Genomic DNA, 15,168 nt, shown 5'->3' with positions numbered 1-15,168 from the left:
ATCTCAGCCTCTTCTCATTCTATTCTGAATGATAGATTTCATTCAGGAATGTAAAGGAATTATATGGAAGTCTATTTTACAGGTACGATTGAACGTATTATTTTTGAAAATGTCAGCAACTTTTACCGTATTCTCCTTTTAGATATAGATGATACCAATGCTGAGGACTTTGATGATTTCGAGATCATTGTTACAGGGACCATGGCTGATGTTATCGAGGGAGAAGAATACACTTTCTGGGGGCAGATTGTCCAACACTCCAAATACGGAGAACAACTGCAGATTTCCCGTTACGAAAGAGCAAAACCAACTAGTAAGGGATTGGTCAAATATTTCTCTAGCAGCCATTTCAAGGGGATTGGTCTCAAAACTGCCCAAAAGATTGTGGAACTCTATGGGGAAAATACTATCGATGAAATCCTAGAACATCCTGAAAAACTTGAGACTATCTCAGGGCTGTCTTCTAAAAGTCGTGAGGCCTTTGTATCCACACTCCGTCTCAACTACGGTACAGAAATGGTCTTGGCCAAGCTTGCCAACTATGGCATTCCTAATAAATTAGCTATTCAAATTCAGGATACCTACAAAGAGGAAACCATCGATATCGTTGAGAACTATCCTTACCAGTTGGTAGAAGATATCAAGGGATTGGGTTTTACCATCGCTGACCAATTGGCGCAAGAACTGGGCATTGAAAGCCAGGCACCTGAACGTTTCCGAGCAGGACTCATTCATAGCCTTTTAAACGCTTGTATGGAGAGCGGGGATACTTATGTTGAAGCTAGAGACTTATTAGAAAAGACTCTAAATCTACTGGAATCCTCACGTCCTGTAGAACTAGAACCAAGTCAACTTGCTCAAGAATTGTCCAATCTCATTGGAGAAGAAAAAGTCCAACAAGTTGACACCAAAATCTTTGATAACAGTCTCTTTTTTGCAGAAGAAGGGATTCACAATCACCTCATTCGTATCCTTGAAAAAGAAGAAACCGATAAACAAGAAACAGAAATCATCCAGGAGCAGATCGCAATTGTGGAAGAAGAATTAGGTATTCAATACGATGCCATTCAAAAACAGGCAATCTGCGATGCTATCCAAAACAAGGTCTTTATCCTGACTGGCGGACCTGGTACTGGAAAAACCACTGTTATCAATGGGATTATTGCTGTCTATGCTCTATTAGAAGGACTGGACCTTCGAAAGAAAAGTAATCTACCGATTCTCCTTGCTGCTCCAACTGGTCGTGCTGCTCGTCGCATGAATGAACTAACAGGCTTGCCTAGTGCAACCATTCACCGCCACTTGGGTATGACTGGTGACGACGACACAAGCCATTTAGAAGATTATCTAGATGCTGACTTTATCATCGTAGACGAGTTCTCTATGGTAGATACTTGGCTAGCCAATCAACTCTTCTCAAATATCTCCTCTACTAGTAAAATTCTCATCGTTGGAGATAGTGATCAGTTGCCATCGGTTAGCCCAGGTCAAGTTCTGGCTGACTTACTCCAAATTCCAAGTATTCCGCAAACACGTTTGGAACGAATTTACCGCCAGAGCGAAGAATCAACCATTGTCACACTTGCGAGTCAGATTCGTCAGGGGATTTTACCTGCAGATTTCACTCAGAAAAAAGCAGACCGTTCCTACTTTGAAATCGCTAGTAACCAGATCCCAGCGACCATTGAAAAAATCCTAGACGCTGCCATCAGAAGTGGCATCCCTGCACGAGACATCCAAGTTCTAGCTCCTATGTATCGGGGAGCAGCAGGAATCGATGCCATCAATCAACTCATGCAAGAACTGCTCAATCCTCTTCAAAAGGGACAGATTAGTTTTGAGGCAAGTCAGTTTCAGTATCGTAGTGGAGATAAGGTCATTCATTTGGTTAACGATGCAGAAGTCAACGTTTTTAACGGAGACCTAGGCTACATCACGGACCTCATTCCTGCTAAATACACTGAATCTAAACAAGATGAAATGATGATTGATTTTGATGGGAACGAGGTTTCCTATCCTCGTAATGAATGGTACAAGATTCGTCTTGCCTATGCCATGAGTATCCATAAATCTCAAGGGAGTGAATTCCCAGTTGTGTTTCTTCCCATCACCAGTGCTAGCAAGCGCATGCTGGAGCGTAACCTCATCTACACTGCTATTACTCGGGCTAAAAGCAAACTCATTCTACTCGGTGAACTTCAAGCCTTTGATTATGCGACTAAACATATCGGAACAGCTCGAAAAACCTATCTGATTGAACGTTTCAGCGACTTAACTGAAAGCTCTGAAGAAATAAATGAGCCAATTCATGAAACAGAAAACCAGATTGATCCTCATCAACCTTACATCCTGACCGAAGAAAACTGGACTAGTATCCCAGCTATGATTGGAATTAGTCAAGATGACCTTGATGAGTTTTTCGGAAAATAAAGCACCAAAAAACCACCGAATCCGGTGGTTTTTTATCTTTTCAAATTATTTTACTGTTGCAGTGCTTGTGATCAATTCAACAGCTTTTTTGATTGTGATATCGTGTTTCAACATATCAGCTGAAAGCAAGCTTTGTACTTGAGCAACTTCCATGTTGTAGTCTGCAGCCAATTGCTCGATTTCTTTTTGGATTTCTTCTTCAGTAGCGTCAAATCCTTCAGCTTTCGAAACTGCTTCGATAACAAGGTTAGTCTTAGTGCGTGACTCAGCTTCTGCTTCGTATTGTTTGTGAAGGTCTTCTTGAGTAGTTCCAGTGATTTGGAAGTACATGTCAGGGTTGATACCTTGACGTTGCAAGTTTCCAAGGAACTCATTTACTGAGCGGTGAACTTCTTCGTGGATCATTTCTTCTGGAAGTTCTACGATTTCAGCGTTTTCAACTGCTTTATCGATTGCTGCACCTTCAACGGCATCATTGTATGCTTCTTCTTTAGCAGCCGCCAATTCTTTGCGGTATTTTTCTTTCAATTCATCAAGAGTTTCAACTTCTTCGTCGATATCTTTTGCAAGTTCATCGTCAAGAGCTGGAACTTCTTTAGCTTTAACTTCGTGGATAGTTGTTACGAATTTAGCTTCTTTACCTGCAAGGTCTTCTGCTTGGTAGTCTTCTGGGAATGTTACGATAACGTCAACAGTTTCACCAGCTGAATGTCCAACTAATTGGTCTTCGAAACCAGGGATGAATTGACCTGAACCAAGTCCAAGTGAGAAGTTTTCACCTTTTCCACCGTCAAATTCAACACCGTCGATAGAACCAACAAAGTCGATAACAACAGTGTCGCCGTTTTCAGCAGCACCTTCTTTGATCACCAATTCAGCCAAGTTGTTGCGTTCACGTTCGATACGCTCTTCAACATCAGCGTCAGTTACTTCTTTATCTACATCAACTGATACTTCAAGGTTTTTGTATTCACCCAATTTAACTTCAGGTTTTGTAACAACTTCTGCAGTGATAACCCAGTCTTGACCTTTTTCCATTGATGTTACATCAATTTTTGGTTGAGCAACTACTTCAAGTCCTGCTTCTTTAACAGCTGCTTCATAAGCGTCTGGTAAAAGAGCGTTCATTGCATCTTGGTAAAGTGCTTCTTCACCAAATTTTTGGTCGAAGATAGGACGTGGAAGGTGACCTTTACGGAAACCTGGAACGTTAAGAGTTTTCTTTACTGAGTTAAATACACGGTCCAATTCTGGTTTGATTTGGTCTTGAGAGATAGTGAAAGTCAAGACACCACGGTTTGTTTCTTTGTTTTCAAATGATACAGACATTCTGTCATTTCTCCTTAAAATTTTTAATACAGTCCATTATACCACATAGTAGCGAACTTTTTCAAGTAATGGATGCGCTTTTCGTCCATGCTTCAGTTACATCCTATGTCTCTTAAAATTCATCAGAACCCACCAGATGATGTTGAAAAGCATAAACTGCTGCCTGGGTACGATCACTGACCTCAAGTTTGGCTAGGATATTGGAGACATGGGTTTTAACTGTCTTAAGGGAGATAAAGAGCTCATCTGCAATGCGCTGATTTTCATAGCCCTTGGCAATCAGTTGAAGGACATCGCGTTCTCGCGCAGTTAATTCTTCGTGAAGTTCCATATGATTGCGGTGGTATTCTACTTTCTTACTCACCTCTTGTTCGATAGCTAGCTCTCCAGCTGCCACCTTTTGAACAGCATGGAACAACTCATCGGCACTTGATGTCTTGAGCATATAACCCCTAGCTCCAGCATTTAAGACTGGCATGATTTTTTCATTGTCTAGATAAGAAGTCACAATCAAAATTTTAGCCTCCGGCCATTCTTTGAGAATAGCTAGAGTTGCGTCAATTCCGTTGACTTCAGGCATAACAATATCCATGACGATCACATCTGGACGAAGCTCCAAGGCCATGGAAATCCCTTCTGCGCCATTAGTTGCTTCTCCAACAACCTCTACATCATCTTGTAGTTCAAAATAACTTTTTAATCCAAGACGCACCATTTGGTGGTCATCTACTAATAATAGTTTCATTTTATTTCCTTTTGTTCGTCAATCAAGCAAGGGGATCCGAATATCCACTGCCAAACCCTGCTTGGGTGCTGTTAATAGTTGTATGCTCCCTGCCATATCTTCCACTCGTTCTTTGATATTGCGTAGTCCATAGCTTAGTTCATCAACATCATCTAACTGAAAACCGAGACCATTGTCTACTACCTTCAACTGCAATTCAGTTTCCGTTTGATAAAGATAAACATCTAGACAAGAAGCTTGGGCATGACGGAGAGTGTTACTAATCAATTCTTGGACGATACGAAAGACATGCTCCTCAATCTTTTTAGGCAATTCGTCTACCTGATATTTAAAACTGACTTTGAGTTCACTTTTTTCTTCCAATTCTTTGAGAAGCAACTGAATCCCCTCAACTAGACTCTTTTGTTCCAGTTCAATTGGCCGTAAATGCAAGAGTAGGATACGCAAATCTCTCTGGGCTGTCTCCAAAATAGCTGTCACACTCTGGAGTTGTGTCTGCATCTTCTCTTTGTCTAATCTGGAAGCTTGTTGACTGAGTCCTGATAAAATCATATGGGCAGCAAAAATTTCTTGGCTAACCGTATCATGCAAGTCACGCGCGATTCGCTTGCGCTCCTTTTCAATAATCACTTCTTCCTTGACCAAGGCTTGATTGTCCGCTTTTTGAATGGCTTCTGTCAATAAACCAAGCTTGCCTGATAGATTTCTAAAACTTGCGTCTAAATCAGCATCTCCAAGGCTTTTAATATCTTTACCTGCTAGCAGACGTTTAAGATTTGCTTGGATTCTTCTTCTTGAAATTTCATCAACCATTGTCCAAAACAAGACCAATAAAAAGGCTAGAGCAAGACTAAACATCAAAGCTAGAAATAGGACTTTTTCTGTCTTTTCTAAATCTTGGAAAAGAGAAGTCCATTCCAAATCTAAGACCTTAAAAATGCTTCGAAATAGAAAAGCAACAAAGAGAAATGAGGTGAGACCAATTAAAATATAGGGTTGCTTTTTCATCCTCTCACCACCTCAACATCTCCAACCATAGTTGTCAAAAGAATCTTAACACTCTTAGGACTCTTGAGATAATCTCTGGTTTCTTGATGAAATTGCTCATTACGCAAAGCACGTTTAGGCTGGTCAAAAAAGGTTAAATCTCCATACAAAGAATTAACACTAAGGCTGACTTCCACATCCACTGGTACGATAATTCTGGTTGTGCCGACCAGTTTTCTCAAGATGATGACATTATCATGATTGCTCAAAATCACGTGCTCTAGATGAATGGTATCCTTCCCCATAAGGCGAAAGAGATTGATATCATCAAAACGACAAGTCTGGTAACTTGAAAAATGGTGGAGATTCCCAAACCAGCGATTTTTCTCCCTCTTTACCGTCACTACTTCTTCAAAAAACAGATTGGTATCTTCTCTTTCCTGGTTCATCATAGGGTAAAGTAGGAACAGGCTGTATATCAAGGCCACAAAGATGGCTAAAATGACAAAGGGATTGAGCATGATGATAAAGAAAAATAGGATGCTCACTGCCACTAAAATAAAATTGTTCCCCTGTTTTCCAGTATAATATCGAATCAGCAGTAAAAACAAGAGCAATATCAGTAGAAAACGGGAAAAATGCTCTGATACCATCATAATCAGAGCTCCTGTCAATAAACAAGCTTCAATAAATAGAAAAATTTGAAATTTTCGCATGTAACCGACCTCTCTATTTAATTGTATCACAAATCCCAAAAGTCACATCAGTCTGAGGAATGATAAAGAGGTCGGGACTAAAATCCCGACCTCTTTCTTTACATTTGGTCTTTTGCTTCTTTTAATTTTCCATATAAGAGATAGTCGACCTCTTGCAAATCCTCAATTTTTTTACAATTAAGGGCACACATAATCAAGCGTAGGTCTTCCTTCCAGCTTTCAATAATGGAAATAACGACATCAACAGAGTAATTTTCAACCAGCTCTAACATAGTGCGTGATAGACCAACTGCCTTGGCTCCAAACACTAAGCATTTGATGATATCTAGTGGATTGCGAACTCCTCCACTAACCAAAAGTTCCATCTTGTCTTTCCAGTCTTGGGCATTTAGAAGAGCTTGCATGGTCGATTGACCCCAGTCATTTAGGTAGTCACGCTGTCCACTGCGACGGTTTTCGATATAGGCAAAGCTCGTTCCCCCACGACCAGACAAATCAACGGTTCGTATTCCCATCTCATAAGCCTTAGCAATGGTTTTCACATCCATGCCAAAGCCGACTTCTTTTAAAACAAGTGGCACAGAGATTTGCTCAACATAATCTGAAAGATTATGTTGCCATAATCTAAATTGACGTTCACCCTCTGGCATAAGTAATTCCTGCATGACATTAACATGAATTTGTAATAGAAGGGGATTCATCTCTTTAACTGTTTGTAATCCTAGTTCTACAGGTTTGTCTAAGCCAATATTGGTTCCAAGTAGGAGGTTAGGGTAACTAGTTTTGACTGAAAAAGAGTCATCTGAAGGATCCTTGAGTGCAGCGCTGTATGAGCCCGTCACAAATAAAATCCCACAAGCATCTGCCACCTGAGCCAGCTTTTGATTGATTTCTCTCCCCTTATCGCTTCCACCCGTCATGGCATTGATATAAAAAGGAAAGTCCCATTTTCGCCCTGCAAATTCTGTCGAAAGATCAATTTCATCTAAGTCATATAAGGGTAGCGAAGAATGAATCAGTTCAACTTCATCAAAACTATTATAAGTACTGTTTTGTTCAAGGGCATAGCGGATGTGTTCATCCTTCCGATTTGTCGTCATGTTCCATCCTTTCTTGATACAAGAGCTCAATTCCTAAATCAGCCCAGCGTTTTTTCAGTAATGTGGTCGAATCTTGGTCAAAACTAAGTGCTATCCCACAGTCTCCACCACCAGCACCACTGCTTTTAGCAACAGCTTTCAAATCTCGGCTGGCATTTTTTAGTTGTCTGAGCGAAGGTGTGTAAATTTCTGAACTCAAGCCTTCTAAAAGTTGGCTGGCTTGTTCCAGCAAGTCAATAATGGTTTCTTCTTGACCTACCTCCAAATCCTTTACCAAGTTAGCTACTGTTTCTTTCGAAGCCTGTAAAAATCTAGAATTCATATTATCCTTGATTTGCTTAACCATATGACTTGATACAGCCACTTCCTTGGTCCAACCAACCAGAAAATCAAATTTCAAAGCTGGTTCAACACTCCTAATAGAAAAGCCCCAATCACGTGCTAATACAGCTTGCAGTTCTTCCTTTTCTAGCCATTGTGCCACTTTCTCACGGTCAAATGACTGATAGAGGACGAGGTCTTCTGATACGATACAGGCAATGTCCCCCATGGAGCCATTGTCCCCACGTTTCAGAAGTACAGCACTCGCCAGTTTAAACAAAAGGTCTATTTCGGCTGGTCTTTCATAAAAAGCAAGCATGGCATTGATAACCAAGACAACTACACTACCACTAGAACCTAGGCCAAACTTCTTGCCCTCACGCTCCATTTTCCCACGAACGTCTAAAGAAAAAGGATGCAGTTCAACTCCTTGGGCAGTTAGATACTCCTCCACCAAGGCAACTGTTTCTTGAATCAAGGCATATGAAGAATCTGGTCGCAAGTCTACACTATAGGAAAACATATCTGAGTAGAGTCGATAAACATTAGACGCTTTAATCTCAGCCGTCATATAGATGGGAATAGCCTTTATTAGCGCCAACTGTCCTGGTTCTAAAATGGCATACTCCCCAGCCCAATAGAGCTTCCCACAAGTTTTAACAATCGTCATCTTGGCTCAAATCCTTTGTTTTTGAAACGATTAAGCGATAGCGTTGACCTAAAAGTTCTGATAAATGTTCAAAGTCTTTTTCTAAACAAAGAACCTTTACATTAGGCCCTGCATCCATGGTAAAGTAGCAAGATTCTCCTTTTTCTCTAAGCTGACGAACAAAATCCATTGCCTCGTAACTAGCATCTGTCAGATAAGAGAAGGATGGAGTTGCAGTTTTTGTCGTAGCATGCATAGCCAAGGCGTTCTTCTCTGTCAATTCTCCAACTTTCTTAAAGTCATTTTCCTTGAGGTAGACTAACATATCCTTGTAATCTTGTTCAGATTGACGAATCCACTCATCAAAAGTCGTAGAAGTTTCGACACAAAGCTTCATCCCATCTCGACTGGAAATTGGTTTTTTCTGGTCTTCCAAGACCAACATAATCATAGCTAGTTTCAAGTCAGTTTCGACAGGATAAATCTCTCCACTATCCTTGTCCCAGGCTGCCAAGGGGCCATAAAAACTACGAGATGAAGAACCCGATGCAAACTTAGCTTCCAAGGCCAATTCTCTGCGATTCAGTCCAAGTTGGAAATATGCATTACAAGCTTTGACCAAGGCAGATAAACCACTGGAACTTGAAGAAAGGCCTGCTGCTGTTGGCATATTGTTCTTAGTATCGATACGAACAAACCCTGCTCCTTCAGGACGGTAGCGGTCAATGATTTTACGCATCTTGGCATGCTCAGCTTCGTTTTGCAACTGACCATTGATGTAAAAGGCATCAGCGGTTGCATCTGCTGGTAAAGGAGAAAGTGTCGTCTCCGTATACATATTTTCTAAAGTCAGAGAGATACTGCTAGTCGCAGGAACCATCTCTTTTTCTGCCTTCTTTCCCCAATATTTAATAATAGCAATATTGGCATAGGAACGTACTGTTACAGGCTTTCGATCCATGTCTGAACAGCTCCTTTCTCTTCTAATCTTTCAGCTAAATCTTGAGCTTGGTGATAGTCGGCTACTAAGGCTATGATACAGCCACCTAAACCACCACCACTCATCTTAGCACCTAAAGCACCATGTTGAAGAGCAGTTTCCACCAAGGCATCAGCCTCAAGGCTACTAACTCCTATTTCTTTTAAATTTCCATGCGCTTTTGTTAAAATCTCTCCCAGCATCACGGCATCTCTTGCTTTTATTGCTTCTTCTGCTTGCTGGGTCAACTCTCCAAGTGCATACAAGAAAGGTAAAGCTTCCTTACCCTTGCTCTCTACAACCTGAATAGCTTCACGAGTGTGTCCGTAGACTCCTGTATCTGCAATGACCAGATAAGCCGACAAGTCCATGGCTAGTTCTTCAAAACCAACATTCTTGATAAAACGAATAGGCTGGTCACTAAGGCAGGTCTTAGCATCCAATCCACTAGGATTCATATGGGCAATCATCTCAGCGCGATTGACCAGAATTTCTAACACATCTCGCGGTAGTTCTGCTTGGTAATAATCAAATACAGCGCGAATAGCCGCAATGCTAATGGCTGCCGAAGAACCCATTCCACGTTTTTCTGGAATAGCTGAGTCAATTTGGCAACGGATGTAAGCATCTTTGATATTCAGATACTCTAGGGAAGCATAAACTGCCATGGACAAGGTGTCTTCTTCAAAAAGACACCATGGTGTCGCTGCTGGAACCACCCGACAAGTCACTTCAACCTCTAAAAGAGGCAAAGAGATGGCTGGATAGCCGTAAACGACTGCATGCTCTCCTATTAAAATAATTTTACTATGTGCCTGACCGACACCAACTTCTTTTGTCATTTAATCCTACTATCAGACGAAAAGCGTCTGTTTCTAGATAAAATTTTAGAACTTTATTCCTTTCTATTTTATTATATTTTCACAAAAAAAGCGATTGTTTCCTTCACAATCGCTTATCGTTGAGATAAAAAATTAAACTTATCATTTTCTCAACCTTTAAAAAAGAGGCAATTAATGCTTCAAAAAAGCACTTGCTTATAGGCAAGTGCTCTTCGACTTTAATTGATAAAATAGTGCTTATTAATCCTGCATGGTGTAACCCACACCACGCACGGTTTTAATGTAGCTCTTTTGACCTTTGACATCAATCTTGCTACGTAGATAACGGATATAAACGTCCACAATATTGGTTTCGGTCGCACTCTCATACTTCCAAACACTTTCCAGCAACTGCTCACGAGTTAAAACCTTCTTGCTTCCCATGAGAGTGGCCAAAAGGTCATACTCACGGCGCGTCAGGGCAATCATCTCCTCGCCACGATAGACGGTATGATGTTCTACGTCCATACGCAGATTGCGATAGGATGTTGGAACCTTCATCTGACTACAGTGTTGGTCGATAAAGTCCCGACCTCGGAAAATTGCTGCAATACGAGCCACCAAATCATCGATAATGACTGGCTTGTAGATATATGAAACAGCGAAACGCTGGATTGTTTCAACTTGATCTTGCAATTCTTCTCGATGGTCCAAGACCATGATAACCGAAGCTGGCTTGGTCCGACTCAACTTATCTGCAAAATCCTGGGCTGTCATATCCCCTAGATGAGCATTCAGTAAAATCAAGTCATAGTCTGTCTGAAGAGCCATGGAGAGGGCTTTTTGTCCCTCTTCTACCTGATCAACTCGGTATTGCTCTTTTTGGAGTTCCAGACTTAAAAAATGAGCTAGATTTCTTTCTTTCTCAAGTAATAAAATCCGTTTCCCCATGGCTGACCTACTTATTTTTCGTCATACCAAGAGTAGTGGAATGTTCCTTCTTTGTCTTTACGTTGGTATGTGTGGGCACCAAAGTAATCACGTTGTGCTTGGATCAAGTTCGCTGGAAGGTCAGCTGAACGGTAGCTATCAAAGTAAGTGATGGCAGCTGAGAAGGTTGGTACTGGTACACCTGCTTGAACAGCAAGAGCTACAATGTCACGAACAGATTGTTGGTACTTAGCTGTTACATCCAAGAAGTACTCATCCAAAAGAAGGTTAGCAAGATCTGCATCACGGTTGTAAGCATCTGTGATCTTTTGTAAGAAACGAGAACGGATGATACAGCCATCGCGCCAGATAGATGCGATGTCCGCAAATGGCAAGTTCCAGTTGTTTTCTTTAGAAGCTACACGCAATTGCGCAAAACCTTGTGCGTAAGAGATGATTTTTGAGAAGTAAAGGGCTTGACGGATTTTTTCAATCAACTCAGCCTTGTCTCCTTCAAATTTGAAAGTAGCTGGTTTTTGAAGCACCTTGCTAGCGTGTACACGTTCTTCTTTATAAGTAGAAATGTAACGTGCAAATACTGACTCAGTGATGAGCGACAATGGCACACCAAGGTCAAGAGCTGATTGGCTAGTCCATTTACCAGTTCCTTTGTTTCCTGCAGCATCCAAGATATAATCAACGATTGGTCCATCTTGACCTTCATCGTCTTTGCGTCCAAGGATATCAGCAGTGATTTCGATCAAGTAGCTGTCCAATTCGCCTTTGTTCCACTCGGTAAAGATTTCAGCCATGTCTTCTGCTGAAAGACCGAGCAAGTGTTGCATCAAGTCATAGCTTTCTGCGATCAATTGCATATCACCGTACTCGATCCCGTTGTGGACCATTTTCACGTAGTGACCAGCTCCATCAGGACCGATGTAAGTCACACATGGTTTACCATCTTCTGGTGCTTTGGCTGAGATTTCTTCGAGAACATCGGCAACCAATTCATAGGCTTCTTTTTGTCCGCCAGGCATGATTGAAGGACCTTCAAGGGCACCTTTTTCACCACCTGAAACCCCTGTACCGATAAAGTTGATACCTGAGTTCGCCAATTCTTCATTACGACGGATGGTATCTTTGTAGAAAGTATTTCCTCCGTCAATCAAGATATCACCTTTATCCAAGTGTGGAAGAAGGGCTTGGATCGTAGCATCTGTACCAGGTCCAGCTTGAACCATGAGCATGATACGACGTGGTTTTTCGATAGAGTTTACGAAGCTTTCGATATCATAGCTTGGCACAAAGTTCTTTTCAGGGTGGCAAGCAATTACATCTTCTGTTTTTTCTTTACTACGGTTATAAATGGCGACTGTATAGCCACGAGATTCGATATTAAGGGCAAGGTTACGACCCATTACAGCCATACCAACAACACCAAAGTTTGCTTTTGTCATGTGACACTCCTCTTATTTAATAAGTTTTATTTTATCATGTTTATCTGTGAAAAGAAAGAATTTTATAACAATTTGACTAGTAGTCTAAATCATCCGCATGGCCAGAACCATTTCCAACAAAGTATCCTGTCTTACAGTTTAGAGTGAAGAGATAAGTTCCATCTGGTTTGTAAAGATTGTAATATCCATTTCCATTCACAATATTTACACGTTCTAAGATATATTGGTTTCCAGTGATATATCCACGCGCACGGGATGTCTCAAGGATTTGTTCAAGAACACCATCTGCAAAGGTCCAGGCAGGATTACTACTATCGTTTACAGCAGATTGATTATACGGCACTCGGCTAGCGCTTCTTTGCAAATTAACACCTTCGCTTGACAAGCCACTATTAGCAGATGCCGCAGTATCACTTGTTGAAGTAGATGGACTGCTTTCTGTTGTCGGGCTTGACGCTGTTGTCGAGGCTGTTGTTGAGGCCGTTGTTGTACTTGCTAGTTGGCTCTTCCCAAGGCTGATTGCTTTATCTAGAAGTTTGTCAATTTCTGTATTACCAGTCTTAATATCTGTAAATTTAGCATCCGCTTTGATTTTTGCGTTTGTATCCAAGACACCATCTGTAATAGCTGGTGTTTCAAATTGAGAGTTCACTTCTTGGATAGCCTTTATTTGGGTTTCTAGACTATCATATTTTGATTTGGCTAAAGTATGTTCTCTCGCTCCTTCAAGTTTATCTAGAAGTTCCTTCAATTGATTCAGTTGACTAAACTGGCTATTTTTAAGAGCTGTTTTGTTTTCATCAGTATAAAACGTGTCGTAGAGCGTATTGAATTGTTCATAGACTGACTGATTGCTTACCAAACCTGAATCTGCCGCCTTCGTTTGAAGCTCTTGAGAAGAACGCGTAATCTGACGATAAACATAATAACCACCTCCAAAAATTAAGAGGAAACCTAAAATAATAGCTGACAAAATTGCCCATTTCTTTTTATTTTGTGGTTTATCATCTGCTTGAGCAGAACGAGACAAGGGTTGAAGTTGTTCTTCATTTTTCTCATCAACTACTGACACTTGAGAAGAATCGACTTGAGCCTTTTCAACAGCTTCCAATTCATCCTTAAAAGGTTGCTCGAGAACTTTCGTTTCCTCTTCTTCGGATTCTTGGGCAACGATTTCAGTTGTATCTGTGGCTACTACAAGAGCAATCGCTTCCTCTTCCGGACTTAACACATTTTCTTGTTCAGTAGTTTCTATCACTTCTTGGATCATATCATCCAAGCTTTGAGCAGACTCCTCTTTTTTCGTTTGTAAATTTTCAAATTTGTCTGCTTCGATTTCTTCACGGTGTTGCTTGATATATTTATCTAAGATGGTATCATCTGGAGTCACACCTGCTTCAACCTCTTCGTTCTTGCGAATAGCCTGACCAACCGTTAAATCTTTAGCCTCTTCAAATTCAAATTTAGATTCTTGCTCATCCTTGTGATGGCTATCGCGTCTTTTCTTACTCATTTGCATTCCTTTCCACTTTGACATCTTGTCTTTTCACTCGTTGACCAAAATATTGATATAAATCAACTTTCAAAGTACCGTTATAGAGTTTTCGTTTTTTATCTGCCTGACTACCATATTTACTTTCAAAAGCTTCGTCACTAGTCAGGATAAATTTACTCCAGGTTTTGAGTGGAGCAAATACGTCTCCCATCTCAGCATAGAGCTTGGTTACTCCAGCATCATCTGATAAGCGTTCCCCATATGGTGGATTTGAAATAATAACTCCATTAATCTTATCTGTTCGCAAATCCTGCACGCGCATCTGCTTAAAGATGATATCCTTAGAAACCCCCGCAGTCTGAGCATTTGCCTTAGCAATTTCCACCATGCGGCCATCGATATCACAGCCCATGATGTCTAGTTCAATCTCACGATTAATCTTTTTGCTAGCTTCCGTACGAATTTCCTGAATTAACTTGTCGCTAACCCAGTTCCAATCCTCGAAAGCAAAGGAACGGCGTAAGCCTGGCGCCATATTACGAGCAATCATAGCTGCCTCAATACAGAAGGTTCCTGAACCACAAGTCGGATCAATCAGTGGTTTATCAGGATACCAGTTTGATAATTGCAGAATTGCTGCTGCCATGTTCTCTTTAATAGGAGCCCCACCTTTTTCAGTACGATAACCACGTTTGAAAAGACTAGAACCTGTCGTGTCAATCATGATAGTCGCAATATCTTTAAGAATTGAAACCTCTATTTTAAACTCTGGACCATTTTCCATCAGCGGAACACTTTCTGGTCGAGCATAATGTTTCTGCAATTTCTTGACAACTGCCTTTTTAGAAATAGCTTGAACACTAGGTTCATTATGAAGTTTTGATTTGACACACTTAGCCTTTGAAATTGGAAAACGCGCTCCAAGTGGTAAATAGTTTTCCCAATCTAAGGCGAAAACTCCTTGAAAAAGTTCTTCAAATGTTTTTGCTGGAAAAGTCCCAACAACAATCTTAATCCTATCTGCAGCTCGTAGCCACAAATTAGTTTCAATAATTGCCTTCACATCTCCTTCAAAGCGAACGCGACCATTCTCAACTTGACAATCATAGCCAAGTGCACGCACTTCACGACCTACAACAGTCTCTAAGCCTGCTGCAGCAGTCGCTATTAAGTTAAATGTTTGTTTCATGTCAGTCTTTAAAGACCTTT

13 protein-coding genes are annotated in these 15,168 nt (G+C 40.9%); 1 reads left to right on the top strand and 12 read right to left on the bottom strand.

Features of this window, described 5'->3' with window-relative positions:
- Window positions 1-63 precede the first annotated feature (63 nt).
- On the top strand, window positions 64-2,430 hold the full coding sequence (locus AB8E63_RS01075) for an ATP-dependent RecD-like DNA helicase (RefSeq protein ID WP_368909540.1): 2,367 nt from the start codon (window positions 64-66) through the stop codon (window positions 2,428-2,430).
- Between the two features lie 45 nt (window positions 2,431-2,475).
- Here AB8E63_RS01075 and tig read toward each other — a convergent pair whose 3' ends face one another.
- The 12 genes from tig to AB8E63_RS01015 form a co-directional block, all read right to left on the bottom strand.
- Window positions 2,476-3,759 carry a trigger factor gene (tig, locus tag AB8E63_RS01070; protein WP_368909539.1) on the bottom strand — a complete coding sequence of 428 codons (1,284 nt, stop codon included), beginning with the start codon at window positions 3,757-3,759 and terminating at the stop codon, window positions 2,476-2,478.
- Window positions 3,760-3,871: 112 nt separating this feature from the next.
- Entirely contained in the window at window positions 3,872-4,504 is a 633-nt protein-coding gene (locus AB8E63_RS01065) for a response regulator transcription factor (RefSeq protein WP_006147986.1), read from the bottom strand.
- 18 nt (window positions 4,505-4,522) lie between these two features.
- Window positions 4,523-5,512 (bottom strand): sensor histidine kinase, encoded by a 990-nt coding sequence (locus tag AB8E63_RS01060; RefSeq protein ID WP_006147985.1) that lies wholly within the window; start codon window positions 5,510-5,512, stop codon window positions 4,523-4,525.
- The gene (liaF, locus tag AB8E63_RS01055; protein WP_006147984.1) at window positions 5,509-6,207 is read right to left on the bottom strand and encodes a cell wall-active antibiotics response protein LiaF; all 699 of its coding nucleotides are present in this window, start codon (window positions 6,205-6,207) and stop codon (window positions 5,509-5,511) included. Before liaF ends, AB8E63_RS01060 begins: the two co-directional genes overlap by 4 nt.
- Window positions 6,208-6,305: 98 nt before the next feature.
- Complete coding sequence (gene fni, locus AB8E63_RS01050; protein WP_006147983.1) at window positions 6,306-7,307, bottom strand: type 2 isopentenyl-diphosphate Delta-isomerase; 1,002 nt, start codon at window positions 7,305-7,307, stop codon at window positions 6,306-6,308.
- Complete coding sequence (locus AB8E63_RS01045; RefSeq protein WP_368909538.1) at window positions 7,285-8,298, bottom strand: phosphomevalonate kinase; 1,014 nt, start codon at window positions 8,296-8,298, stop codon at window positions 7,285-7,287. The genes fni and AB8E63_RS01045 overlap by 23 nt, the downstream gene beginning before the upstream one ends.
- On the bottom strand, window positions 8,285-9,238 hold the full coding sequence (mvaD, locus tag AB8E63_RS01040; protein ID WP_006147981.1) for a diphosphomevalonate decarboxylase: 954 nt from the start codon (window positions 9,236-9,238) through the stop codon (window positions 8,285-8,287). Before mvaD ends, AB8E63_RS01045 begins: the two co-directional genes overlap by 14 nt.
- Window positions 9,220-10,098, bottom strand: coding sequence for a mevalonate kinase (gene mvk / locus AB8E63_RS01035; protein WP_006147980.1), 879 nt, complete (start codon window positions 10,096-10,098; stop codon window positions 9,220-9,222). The genes mvaD and mvk overlap by 19 nt, the downstream gene beginning before the upstream one ends.
- Before the next feature lie 240 nt (window positions 10,099-10,338).
- Window positions 10,339-11,028 carry a DNA-binding response regulator gene (locus AB8E63_RS01030; RefSeq protein WP_368909537.1) on the bottom strand — a complete coding sequence of 230 codons (690 nt, stop codon included), beginning with the start codon at window positions 11,026-11,028 and terminating at the stop codon, window positions 10,339-10,341.
- Window positions 11,029-11,039: 11 nt separating this feature from the next.
- The gene (gene gndA / locus AB8E63_RS01025; protein WP_368909536.1) at window positions 11,040-12,464 is read right to left on the bottom strand and encodes an NADP-dependent phosphogluconate dehydrogenase; all 1,425 of its coding nucleotides are present in this window, start codon (window positions 12,462-12,464) and stop codon (window positions 11,040-11,042) included.
- A 76-nt stretch (window positions 12,465-12,540) separates the two neighbouring features.
- Complete coding sequence (locus AB8E63_RS01020; protein WP_368909631.1) at window positions 12,541-13,977, bottom strand: cell division site-positioning protein MapZ family protein; 1,437 nt, start codon at window positions 13,975-13,977, stop codon at window positions 12,541-12,543.
- Window positions 13,970-15,148: a class I SAM-dependent RNA methyltransferase gene (locus AB8E63_RS01015; RefSeq protein WP_368909535.1), complete on the bottom strand. Its 1,179-nt coding sequence runs from the start codon at window positions 15,146-15,148 to the stop codon at window positions 13,970-13,972. The genes AB8E63_RS01020 and AB8E63_RS01015 overlap by 8 nt, the downstream gene beginning before the upstream one ends.
- Window positions 15,149-15,168: the final 20 nt, after the last annotated feature.

Origin of the sequence: Streptococcus sp. oral taxon 061 (genome assembly GCF_964211575.1) — a bacterium.
Classification (GTDB): domain Bacteria; phylum Bacillota; class Bacilli; order Lactobacillales; family Streptococcaceae; genus Streptococcus.
This window is presented reverse-complemented; position numbering and strand designations above follow the sequence as displayed.

What these genes read in the sequence shown, in the direction of transcription:
- AB8E63_RS01075 (WP_368909540.1), top strand. Translation starts at nt 64, where the DNA reads ATGGAAGTCTATTTTACAGGTACGATTGAACGTATTATTTTTGAAAAT.
- tig (WP_368909539.1), bottom strand. Translation starts at nt 3,759, where the DNA reads ATGTCTGTATCATTTGAAAACAAAGAAACAAACCGTGGTGTCTTGACT.
- AB8E63_RS01065 (WP_006147986.1), bottom strand. Translation starts at nt 4,504, where the DNA reads ATGAAACTATTATTAGTAGATGACCACCAAATGGTGCGTCTTGGATTA.
- AB8E63_RS01060 (WP_006147985.1), bottom strand. Translation starts at nt 5,512, where the DNA reads ATGAAAAAGCAACCCTATATTTTAATTGGTCTCACCTCATTTCTCTTT.
- liaF (WP_006147984.1), bottom strand. Translation starts at nt 6,207, where the DNA reads ATGCGAAAATTTCAAATTTTTCTATTTATTGAAGCTTGTTTATTGACA.
- fni (WP_006147983.1), bottom strand. Translation starts at nt 7,307, where the DNA reads ATGACGACAAATCGGAAGGATGAACACATCCGCTATGCCCTTGAACAA.
- AB8E63_RS01045 (WP_368909538.1), bottom strand. Translation starts at nt 8,298, where the DNA reads ATGACGATTGTTAAAACTTGTGGGAAGCTCTATTGGGCTGGGGAGTAT.
- mvaD (WP_006147981.1), bottom strand. Translation starts at nt 9,238, where the DNA reads ATGGATCGAAAGCCTGTAACAGTACGTTCCTATGCCAATATTGCTATT.
- mvk (WP_006147980.1), bottom strand. Translation starts at nt 10,098, where the DNA reads ATGACAAAAGAAGTTGGTGTCGGTCAGGCACATAGTAAAATTATTTTA.
- AB8E63_RS01030 (WP_368909537.1), bottom strand. Translation starts at nt 11,028, where the DNA reads ATGGGGAAACGGATTTTATTACTTGAGAAAGAAAGAAATCTAGCTCAT.
- gndA (WP_368909536.1), bottom strand. Translation starts at nt 12,464, where the DNA reads ATGACAAAAGCAAACTTTGGTGTTGTTGGTATGGCTGTAATGGGTCGT.
- AB8E63_RS01020 (WP_368909631.1), bottom strand. Translation starts at nt 13,977, where the DNA reads ATGAGTAAGAAAAGACGCGATAGCCATCACAAGGATGAGCAAGAATCT.
- AB8E63_RS01015 (WP_368909535.1), bottom strand. Translation starts at nt 15,148, where the DNA reads ATGAAACAAACATTTAACTTAATAGCGACTGCTGCAGCAGGCTTAGAG.